Raw genomic sequence first — 9495 nt, 5'->3', positions numbered from 1 at the left:
CACCGCGGCCCACCCCGCCCCCGGCGTAGACTGCGAGTGAAGCGGATCACTATCCGGATGGATTGGTTGAACTTTCACCAATCTTCGGCGTACTGTCGAGGACATCGCTTGATTCCCCTACGAGCGAGCCCCCTTGCAGTCCGGAAGGTACGCAGCATGTCTCTCGTTCTCGACGCCGCCGCTCAGGATCTCCTTTTCCGCGAGGCCCGCACCGCCAACACGTTCACCGACGAGCCGGTGACCGACGAGCAGGTCCAGGCGATCTACGACCTGGTGAAGTACGGCCCGACCGCCTTCAACCAGACCCCGCTGCGCATCACGCTGGTCCGCTCCCCCGAGGCCCGCGAGCGCCTGGTCAAGCACATGGCGGAGGGCAACCGCCCCAAGACCGCCACGGCTCCGCTCGTCGCGATCCTCTCGGCCGACAACGAGTTCCACGAGGACCTCCCGGCCCTGCTCCCGCACTTCCCGCAGGCCAAGGACATGTTCTTCGCCGAGCGCCCGGTCCGCGAGCAGTCCGCCATCCTGAACGCCGCCCTCCAGGCCGCGTACTTCATCGTGGGCGTCCGCGCCGCCGGCCTGGCCGCCGGCCCGATGACCGGCCTGGACTTCGCCGGCGTCCAGAAGGAGTTCCTGGACGACGACCACACCCCGCTGATGGTCGTCAACATCGGCAAGCCCGGCGAGGACGCCTGGTTCCCGCGCTCCCCGCGCCTCTCCTTCGACGAGGTCATCACCACCGTCTGACCCCGAAGGTCGAACGTGAGGAAGGCCCCGCACTCCACGAGTGCGGGGCCTTCCTCACGTTCTCCCCGGCGCGGACGCGCCCGGACCGGACCGCTACCGCTCAGACCTTCTTCGCCTGCAGCGACGCCGCCATCTCCGAGAGGCGCTCGAACGACGCCGTACCGGTCACCACCGTCGTCGCCCCGCCGTCCACACGCACCAGCGCGTCGTACTTCGGGCCCTCCCAGCGCTGCCACACCTGGCCCGCCACCGTCTCGGTCCTCCCGGTGTCCTTCGCCCGCTGGGTGACGTCCGGCACGAAGGTCTTCGGCGCCGCCGTCGACTGGTGGATCGCCACGTACTGGGTGTCCGGCGAGAGGAAACCGAGCTGCCAGGCGTTGGAGTTCTCGCGCTTGTACGAGACGACCGTCGCCTTCCAGCCCTTACCGAGGCCCTCGGGGGCGAGCACCGGATACGGTGCCGCCCGCTGAGCCGTCAGGAGCTCGACCCGGTAGTCCTTCGCCTTGACCGGTTCGGCGCTCTCATCATGCGGAATGAAGAGATACATCACTCCCGCGGCGACCAAGATCACCCCGAGGGACTGGAACATCCCGCGTACCGTCTGCCTGCCTCGCATACCTGCCACCGCACCATGGTCGCATCCGGGGTCCGTGCTCATACGTGGACCCCTCTGCTCATTTTGTCGACGTACCGATAGAGTCGCAGCACCCTCCCTTAACCGGCCGTCGCCGTACAGAAAGGTGCGTTCCGATGACCGAGCAGCAGAATCTGCCGCCCGAGCTCGTGGTCTCCCCCGAGGCTCCCGACCGCAACCTCGCCCTTGAGCTGGTCCGCGTCACCGAGGCCGCCGCCATGGCCGCCGGCCGCTGGGTCGGCCGCGGCGACAAGATCGGCGCGGACGGCGCGGCGGTCAACGCCATGCGCACCCTGATCTCCACCGTCTCGATGAACGGCGTGGTCGTCATCGGCGAGGGCGAGAAGGACGAGGCGCCCATGCTCTTCAACGGCGAGCGGGTCGGCGACGGCACCGGCGCCGAGGTCGACATCGCCGTCGACCCGATCGACGGCACCACCCTGAACGCCAAGGGCATGCCGAACGCGATCGCCGTCCTCGCTGCCGCCGACCGCGGCGCCATGTTCGACCCGTCCGCGGTCTTCTACATGGACAAGCTGGTCACCGGCCCCGAGGCCGCCGACTTCGTCGACATCAACGCCCCCGTCTCGGTCAACATCCGCCGGGTCGCCAAGGCGAAGAACTCCTCGCCCGAGGACATCACGGTCATGATCCTGGACCGCCCCCGCCACGAGGGCATCGTCAAGGAGATCCGCGAGACCGGCGCCCGCATCAAGTTCATCTCGGACGGCGACGTCGCCGGTTCGATCATGGCCGTCCGCGAGGGCACCGGCGTCGACATGCTCATGGGCATCGGCGGCACCCCCGAGGGCATCATCTCCGCCTGCGCCATCAAGTGCCTCGGCGGTGTCATCCAGGGCAAGCTGTGGCCGAAGGACGACGCGGAGCGCCAGAAGGCGCTCGACGCGGGCCACGACCTCGACCGGGTGCTCTCCACGAACGACCTGGTCGGCGGCGACAACGTCTTCTTCGTCGCGACCGGCATCACCGACGGCGAGCTGCTCCGCGGGGTGCGCTACCGCGCCGAGACCGCGACCACGCAGTCGCTCGTCATGCGCTCGAAGTCCGGCACGATCCGCCAGATCGACTCCACGCACCGGCTCTCGAAGCTGCGCGCCTACAGCAAGATCGACTTCGACCGGGCGAAGTAGCCGCGACCCGGGACCGCGGCCGCGGTCCGGGGCCGACACGAAGAGGGGCGCCCCCATGTGCGGTGGGGGCGCCCCTTCTCGTTCGGAACGACGGCGGTGCGGACCTGCGGGTGGACCCGCGCTCCCGTCGGGCGCGGAGGCCGTACGCGGCGGTCGGCCGGCCTGACTGCGCCGGTGGTGCTGCTCGTGCTGCTCATGCTGGTGGTGACGGTGGTGCTGGTCGCGTCCTCGGCCGTCAGCCGCCGGCCCGGCTGTGCTGGTCGTACCGGCTGTCTTCTCGGCCGTCAGCCCGCCTCGCTGTCCTGACTGTCCTGGCTGTCGTACTGGCCGCGCCCGCTGTACTGGTCGCCCTCGGCCGTCAGCCGGCCTGGGCCACGCGGTCGGTCGCGGCCGCCTTGCGGAGTTCCACCTCGCGCCGCCGGCGGCGGGCCAGGGCGACGCGGCGCTCGGCCGCCGTGAGCCCGCCCCACACCCCGTACGGCTCGGGCTGGAGCAGTGCGTGCTCGCGGCACTGGACCATCACGGGGCAGCGGCCGCAGACCCGCTTGGCCGCCGCCTCCCGGGCGAGCCGCGCGGCGGTCGGCTCCTTGGAGGGGGCGAAGAACAGCCCGGCCTCGTCCCGGCGGCACACCGCCTCCGCGTGCCATGGACCGGCCTCGTCCTCCCGTGCAGGGACGCGCTGGGGGGGCACGGCGGCGACCTGGAGGGGCTGATGCGGCAGTTGCAGCACGGTCTACTCCTGACGACGGCTTCGCGAGCGAGCGGCGATGCCCCAGCCCTACCCGCTGTGCGCGCGCCTATGCACTGCGTGCCCCGCCGTTCCGCTCTGCGGATACCCGAGGGCGAATTCCGGTCACCCCCCGGTGACGGGCCCGTCCGGCGCCCGTCCGACGCCCGTCCGACGTCCTTCCGGCATGCGCCCGGCACCCGTCCGCGTCAGTGGCCGAGGTGCTTGCGCATCCTGTCCTGGAGGTCGGTGATCCACTTTCCGCGCTTGGGCCTGGCCTCGACGTTCCCGAAGACCGAGTAGCCGTTGATGACGACGACCGGGGCGTGCGGGTCGACGCCCTCCAGGGTCACGACCTCGAAGTTGCCGAAGATCCCGCTGCCGTTGCCCCGCAGGCTGATGTTCTCCGGGACCCGCACCTCCACGTTGCCGAAGATCGACGTGGCGTTGATCGTGGTCAGCCGCTGCGCGAAGATCGCCTCGGTCAGGTCGATCTCGATGTTCCCGAAGAGCGCGAACGCGTTCGTCCGGCGGCTCACCCGCCACCGCCCCTTGCGGGTGGTGCTGGAGAAGATCGCGACGAGGTTCGCCGGGGGGCCGTCGACGTCCTCCGGTCCGTACGCGTAGTCCGGGGCGGGCTCCTGTCGGGTCCGGGCGCCCGGCAGGTCGCGGACGATCGGCTCCAGCTCACCGACGGTCTTCGCCCGGTACACCGAGTCGATCCGGTCCGAGTGCTCCTCGGCGTCGATCCGCCCCTCGGCCAGGGCGTCCCGGAGGATGTCCGCGATCCGGTCCCGGTCCGCGTCCGAGGCCCGCAGCGAGCCCCGCGGGTCGGCGAAGGCGGGCTCCGCGGGGGCGGGCTCGGCGGGTGCGGCCTGCCGCTGCGGCTCCGGCTGCTTTTCGGGTTCGGGCTTCTTTTCGAGGTCCACGCCGCCAGCCTAGCGAAACGCGATAGATCGCGACCAGAGGGCGGGGCCGCGACCTGTGGACGAAGGGCGTGAACCCGACGGCGCGGGGGGCCGGTTGGCCCTGCGGACCGCCCGCCCCGGACTACGCGTACGGACCGGAGGACGTCGACGGCCCCCCGGCGAACCTCGTCGCGATCTTCTCCAGCACCACCCGCAAGGGGCGGTGGCGGGTGAGCCGCCGGACGAACGCGTTCGCGCTCTTCGGGAACATCGAGATCGACCTGACCGAGGCGATCTTCGCGCAGCGGCTGACCACGATCAACGCCACGTCGATCTTCGGCAACGTGGGTCCTGTGAGGTAAGGCTCACTTGCCGGGGGCACCCTGCCGGAGCGGCACCGGCGCGCCACTCCGGCAGGGTGCCCCCGGCAAGTGAGCCTTACCTCACAGGACCGGGCCGGTAGCCGCGTTCTACGCTGGAGGACGCACTCGCCAACGGAGGCGGTGCGCCGTCTTGCCGAGTGAGGAATGGCCCCCATGCCAGAGTTTGCGTACTCCGATCTGCTCCCCCTGGGAGAGGACACCACGCCCTACCGCCTGGTGACCTCCGAAGGTGTCTCCACCTTCGAGGCCGACGGCCGTACGTTCCTCAAGGTCGAGCCGGAGGCGCTGCGCACGCTGGCCGCCGAGGCGATCCACGACATCCAGCACTTCCTGCGCCCGGCCCACCTGGCCCAGCTGCGCCGGATCATCGACGACCCCGAGGCCTCGTCGAACGACAAGTTCGTCGCGCTCGACCTCCTCAAGAACGCGAACATCGCCGCCGCCGGCGTCCTGCCCATGTGCCAGGACACGGGCACCGCGATCGTGATGGGCAAGCGCGGGCAGAACGTGCTGACCCCGGGCCGCGACGAGGAGGCCCTGTCCAAGGGCATCTACGACGCGTACACCAAGCTGAACCTGCGGTACTCGCAGATGGCCCCGGTCACCATGTGGGAGGAGAAGAACACCGGCTCGAACCTGCCCGCGCAGATCGAGCTGTACGCGACCGACGGCGGCGCGTACAAGTTCCTCTTCATGGCCAAGGGCGGCGGCTCCGCCAACAAGTCCTTCCTCTACCAGGAGACGAAGGCGGTCCTCAACGAGGCCTCCATGATGAAGTTCCTGGAGGAGAAGATCCGCTCGCTCGGCACGGCCGCCTGCCCGCCGTACCACCTGGCGATCGTCGTCGGCGGCACCTCCGCCGAGTTCGCGCTGAAGACCGCGAAGTACGCCTCCGCGCACTACCTGGACGAGCTGCCCGCCGAGGGCGACGCCGTCACCGGGCACGGCTTCCGTGACAAGGAGCTGGAGGAGAAGGTCTTCGAGCTCACGCAGAAGATCGGCATCGGCGCGCAGTTCGGCGGCAAGTACTTCTGCCACGACGTGCGCGTCGTCCGCCTCCCCCGCCACGGCGCCTCGCTGCCCGTCGCGATCGCCGTGTCCTGCTCGGCCGACCGCCAGGCCGTCGCGAAGATCACCGCCGAGGGCGTCTTCCTGGAGCAGCTGGAGACCGACCCGGCGCGCTTCCTGCCGGAGACCACCGACACGGAGCTGAACAGCGGCTCCGCCGCGGGCCTCTCCGAGGAGAGCGACGTCGTCACCATCGATCTGAACCAGCCGATGGACGACATCCTCGCCGAGCTGACCAAGTACCCGGTGAAGACCCGCCTCTCGCTCAACGGCCCGCTGGTCGTGGCGCGCGACATCGCGCACGCCAAGATCAAGGAGCGGCTGGACGCGGGCGAGGAGATGCCGCAGTACCTGAAGGACCACCCGGTCTACTACGCGGGCCCGGCGAAGACCCCCGAGGGCTACGCCTCCGGCTCCTTCGGCCCGACGACGGCCGGCCGGATGGACTCGTACGTGGAGCAGTTCCAGGCGGCGGGCGGCTCGAAGGTGATGCTGGCCAAGGGCAACCGCTCGCAGCAGGTCACGAACGCCTGCGGCAGCCACGGCGGCTTCTACCTCGGCTCGATCGGCGGCCCGGCGGCGCGGCTCGCGCAGGACTGCATCAAGAAGGTGGAGGTCGTCGAGTACGAGGAGCTCGGCATGGAAGCGGTCTGGAAGATCGAGGTCGAGGACTTCCCGGCGTTCATCGTGGTGGACGACAAGGGCAACGACTTCTTCCAGAACCCGGCCCCCGAGCCGACGTTCACCCACATCCCGGTACGGGGTCCCGGTCTGGGCTGATCGGCCGGTACGCGGGGCTCCGGCCCCCGTCACGACGATTGGCACATGACGCGCCTGCGCCCCCCGGTCCCCTCGGACCGGGGGCTTCGTCGTTACCCCGGCTCCGCGAAGTCCGCCGCGCGGAGGGACCTCCGCCCGGTTCCGCGTACCCCGCCGCTCGGGGGCCTCCGCCCGACCCGCCGCGCGGAAGGGCTTCCGCCGCTTCTTCGTTCGCTCAGAAAGTCGCTACCGACCGGTAGCCATCTCGTTGCCTACTGTCCAGTATTGGGCGCGAGCATGCCAAAGTCCTGAGCCGGCCGATCAAGGAGCCCCCCATGCCGCTCACGCCCGTCCGCAGGCGCGCCGCCGCCGGAACCACCGCCACGCTCGCTCTGACCGCCCTTCTCGTCGTCGGTCCCGCGCCCGCCGCCTCCGCCTCCGACCCGGACGGCCACAGCACGTCGGCCGCGGCCCTCAAGGACGTCGACTACACGACCTGGCGCCGTGACGTGGCGGCCGTCGTGGCGCAGGCCCGTCCGTACGTCGAGGCGCGCTCCGAGGACGCCGACGAGGAGCGGCAGGCGATCGTCCTCGACATCGACAACAGCTCGCTGGAGACGGACTTCCACCCCTTCTGGGAGCTGCCGACCCCGGCCATCCCCGAGGTGCGGGCCCTCGTCCGCGCGGCCCACGACCGCGGCGTCGACGTCTTCTTCGTCACCGCCCGGCCGGGGATCATCCACTCCCTCACCGACTGGAACCTGAAGCAGGCCGGCTTCCCGGTCGACGGGCTGTACGTGCGCTCGATCCCCGACCTGTTCGCCGAGGTCGGCGCGTACAAGACGGCGCAGCGCGCGAAGATCGAGGCCAAGGGCTACACGATCATCGCGAACATCGGCAACAACACCACCGACCTGGTCGGCGGCCACGCCGAGCGCACCTTCAAGCTGCCGGACTACGGCGGCAAGCTCTCCTGATCCGGCCGGTGCCGGTCCGTCGGGCGGAGACGCCCGGCGGCCGGCGGCGGCCGGCCCGCCGCTACCCTGACGCGCATGAGACCTGCCGTACGGACCCCGGCCGCGGCCGTCGCGAGCCTGGTGGCGGGGCTGTTGCTCGCCGGGTGTGCCGACGTGGAGCCGATGCCCGAGATCGTCCCGGGTCCGCGCCCCACCGCCGCGCCCGCCACGAAGACGCCTGCGGCCGCCGCGCGCCGGACCGTCGGCGGTGCGGGCTCCGGCTGCGCGCTGCCCGTCTCCTTCGCGCTGGCGGAGCGGTGGGCGCCGAAGGCGGTCGAGGACCCCGAGGACCCGGAGTTCGCGGCGCTCACCCGGCAGGGGCCGGCCACCGTGCGCTGCGAGGTGGACGCCAAGCCGGCCGGCCATGTGGGGTTCCTCCGGGTGTGGACGGCCGGAAAGGGGTCGGCCAGGGCCGCCCTCGAAGGGTTCGTGGCGGCGGAAGGGAACACCTCCGCGGTCGCCTACCGGGAGAGCCGGTCCGGCGCGGGCCCCGTCACCGAGGTGACGTACGCCGTCCGCGACGCGGGGGCGGAGGAGTCGAAGGAGGAGCGTGCCTTCGCCGTCGCGACGCCGAAGGGGACGGTGATCGTGCACCTCGGGGGGCTCGACACCGGGGAGCACCGGGCGATGGTCCCGGCCTACGAGCTGGCCAGGACCACGCTCAGGACCCGCTGATCGCGCGCACCGCCGGCCGGGCCCGCGGTCCCGGCCGGCGTACGCCCGCTACGCGAACTTCTGGTTCGCCGAGCCGTCGCAGTTCTGGAGCCTGATCGGCTGCTTCGCCGCGCTCTGGGTGAGGCAGAGGGCGGTCGCCTCGGCCGGGCGGATCGTGGCGCCGTCGCGTACGAACCGCTGGTTGGCGCCGCCGTGGCAGTTCCACAGGACGAGCGCCCTGCCCGCCTGGTAGCCGGACGGAACGTCCAGGCAGCGGTCCTGGGTGAGTGCGGTGTGGACGGTGCGGCGGGCGGAGTCGTACCACCAGCCCTGGTTGCGGCCGCCGTGGCAGTCCCAGCCGAGGACGGCGGTGCCGTTGGAGGAGGTGGCCGCGTCGACGTCGAGGCAGTTGCCCGTCGCCCCGTTCCTCAGCGGCTTGTACGCGTCGTCCCAGGCGAGCGGGAAGAGCGTCGGGGTGCCCGAGGAGTTGACGTCCGCACAGCTTCCTTCACGCAGGTTGGAGTTGTAGATCTGGGTGAGGCAGGAGGCGAAGGCGGCGTGGCCGCGCGCGTTGGGGTGGAAGGACTGGCGTACGGAGTTCTCGTCCGGGGTCCCGGGCTTGGAGAGGTCGATGTAGAGGCCGCGGGCCCAGGGATCCTCCATGCAGACCTCGTGGCCGTGGAAGAGCCGCGAGTTGTCGAGGTAGACGGCTCCGGTGGAGGCGGCCGCCGCGCGCATCCCGCGCTCGAAGGCGGGGACGGCGGTGTTGCGGCCCCAGACGGTGTCGGAGTCGTAGCCGAGTCCGCCGCAGATCAGCTTGCCGGGGAAGTTCGGGTTGTCGCGGAAGTCGGGGCCGATGGGGCTGGGGTAGCCCATGAGGACGAGCTTGTAGTCGCCGTCGCCGTACCCCGCGTCGCGCATCACCGTCCTGAGGTCACGGACGGTCTGCTCGACCTTGGGGACCAGCGCGTCGACGCGGGCCTGCCAGCCGCTCGCGTACGTGGGCTCGCAGGCGCCCTGGAGGAGGAGGTAGCGCTGGACGCAGTCGGTCATGACGGGCCCGAACTGCAGGTCGTCGTTGGCGCCGGCGACGAGCGTGATCATCTTGATCCGGGTGTTGCGCGCCTTGACGGCCAGGTTGTCGCTCTGGACGAGTTCGTCGGCGTACTGCTTCGCGCCGCCGATCCGGATGTTGCCGGTGTACGCGCCGGAGCAGGACACGTTGAACGTGAGGTCCGCGGGGATTCCGGTGCGGTGGATGGCGGCCTCGGGCGAGCGGTGACACCAGTTGGTGGGACCGTTGGTCGGGGACTCGTAGGTGCCGACGCCCTCGCCGGAGATCTCGCTGTCGCCGAGCGAGATCAGGCCGGTCCTGCGCTGGGCGGGAGGGCGCTCCTCGGGGCTGCCGTAGATCCTGGTCGCCTCGGCGGCCCTGATGGCTTCGAGGG

General features: G+C 71.0%; 10 protein-coding genes and 1 pseudogene. 7 read left to right on the top strand and 4 right to left on the bottom strand.

The window, feature by feature from the left end; all coding sequences use genetic code 11:
• Positions 1 to 156 precede the first annotated feature (156 nt).
• On the top strand, positions 157 to 747 hold the full coding sequence (locus EAO70_RS30125; protein WP_148006003.1) for a malonic semialdehyde reductase: 591 nt from the start codon (positions 157 to 159) through the stop codon (positions 745 to 747).
• A gap of 100 nt (positions 748 to 847) precedes the next feature.
• On the opposite strand, the gene EAO70_RS30120 is transcribed toward EAO70_RS30125, so the two are convergent.
• Positions 848 to 1363 (bottom strand): DUF4245 domain-containing protein, encoded by a 516-nt coding sequence (locus EAO70_RS30120; protein WP_261993162.1) that lies wholly within the window; start codon positions 1361 to 1363, stop codon positions 848 to 850.
• A 134-nt stretch (positions 1364 to 1497) separates the two neighbouring features.
• On the opposite strand from EAO70_RS30120, the gene glpX reads away from it, so the two are divergent.
• Both glpX and EAO70_RS39665 read left to right on the top strand, forming a co-directional pair.
• Complete coding sequence (gene glpX / locus EAO70_RS30115) at positions 1498 to 2532, top strand: class II fructose-bisphosphatase (RefSeq protein WP_148006001.1); 1035 nt, start codon at positions 1498 to 1500, stop codon at positions 2530 to 2532.
• Between the two features lie 174 nt (positions 2533 to 2706).
• Positions 2707 to 2838, top strand: coding sequence for a hypothetical protein (locus tag EAO70_RS39665; protein WP_261993119.1), 132 nt, complete (start codon positions 2707 to 2709; stop codon positions 2836 to 2838).
• A gap of 52 nt (positions 2839 to 2890) precedes the next feature.
• On the opposite strand, the gene EAO70_RS30110 is transcribed toward EAO70_RS39665, so the two are convergent.
• A complete protein-coding gene (locus EAO70_RS30110) occupies positions 2891 to 3262 on the bottom strand; it encodes a WhiB family transcriptional regulator (protein WP_148006000.1) in 372 nt (123 codons plus the stop codon).
• A gap of 206 nt (positions 3263 to 3468) precedes the next feature.
• Positions 3469 to 4188: a DUF1707 domain-containing protein gene (locus EAO70_RS30105; RefSeq protein WP_148005999.1), complete on the bottom strand. Its 720-nt coding sequence runs from the start codon at positions 4186 to 4188 to the stop codon at positions 3469 to 3471.
• Between the two features lie 113 nt (positions 4189 to 4301).
• Here EAO70_RS30105 and EAO70_RS30100 point away from each other — a divergent pair.
• From EAO70_RS30100 to EAO70_RS30085, 4 genes and pseudogenes are all read left to right on the top strand, one after another.
• Positions 4302 to 4514, top strand: a pseudogene (locus EAO70_RS30100) (hypothetical protein); the annotation flags it as partial.
• 189 nt (positions 4515 to 4703) lie between these two features.
• Positions 4704 to 6398, top strand: a complete 1695-nt coding sequence (locus tag EAO70_RS30095) for a fumarate hydratase (RefSeq protein WP_148005998.1) — start codon at positions 4704 to 4706, stop codon at positions 6396 to 6398.
• A gap of 314 nt (positions 6399 to 6712) precedes the next feature.
• Complete coding sequence (locus EAO70_RS30090; RefSeq protein WP_148005997.1) at positions 6713 to 7354, top strand: HAD family acid phosphatase; 642 nt, start codon at positions 6713 to 6715, stop codon at positions 7352 to 7354.
• 75 nt (positions 7355 to 7429) lie between these two features.
• Positions 7430 to 8068, top strand: coding sequence for a lipoprotein (locus tag EAO70_RS30085; RefSeq protein ID WP_148005996.1), 639 nt, complete (start codon positions 7430 to 7432; stop codon positions 8066 to 8068).
• A 48-nt stretch (positions 8069 to 8116) separates the two neighbouring features.
• On the opposite strand, the gene EAO70_RS30080 is transcribed toward EAO70_RS30085, so the two are convergent.
• Positions 8117 to 9495, bottom strand: a 1379-nt coding sequence (locus tag EAO70_RS30080) for a ricin-type beta-trefoil lectin domain protein (protein WP_187284099.1), incomplete at its 5' end; no start/stop codon positions are given.

It is taken from the genome of Streptomyces sp. adm13(2018) (assembly GCF_008042145.1).
In the GTDB taxonomy this organism is placed as follows: Bacteria; Actinomycetota; Actinomycetes; order Streptomycetales; family Streptomycetaceae; genus Streptomyces.
This window is presented reverse-complemented; position numbering and strand designations above follow the sequence as displayed.

What these genes read in the sequence shown, in the direction of transcription:
- EAO70_RS30125 (WP_148006003.1), top strand. Translation starts at nt 157, where the DNA reads ATGTCTCTCGTTCTCGACGCCGCCGCTCAGGATCTCCTTTTCCGCGAG.
- EAO70_RS30120 (WP_261993162.1), bottom strand. Translation starts at nt 1,363, where the DNA reads ATGCGAGGCAGGCAGACGGTACGCGGGATGTTCCAGTCCCTCGGGGTG.
- glpX (WP_148006001.1), top strand. Translation starts at nt 1,498, where the DNA reads ATGACCGAGCAGCAGAATCTGCCGCCCGAGCTCGTGGTCTCCCCCGAG.
- EAO70_RS30095 (WP_148005998.1), top strand. Translation starts at nt 4,704, where the DNA reads ATGCCAGAGTTTGCGTACTCCGATCTGCTCCCCCTGGGAGAGGACACC.
- EAO70_RS30090 (WP_148005997.1), top strand. Translation starts at nt 6,713, where the DNA reads ATGCCGCTCACGCCCGTCCGCAGGCGCGCCGCCGCCGGAACCACCGCC.
- EAO70_RS30085 (WP_148005996.1), top strand. Translation starts at nt 7,430, where the DNA reads ATGAGACCTGCCGTACGGACCCCGGCCGCGGCCGTCGCGAGCCTGGTG.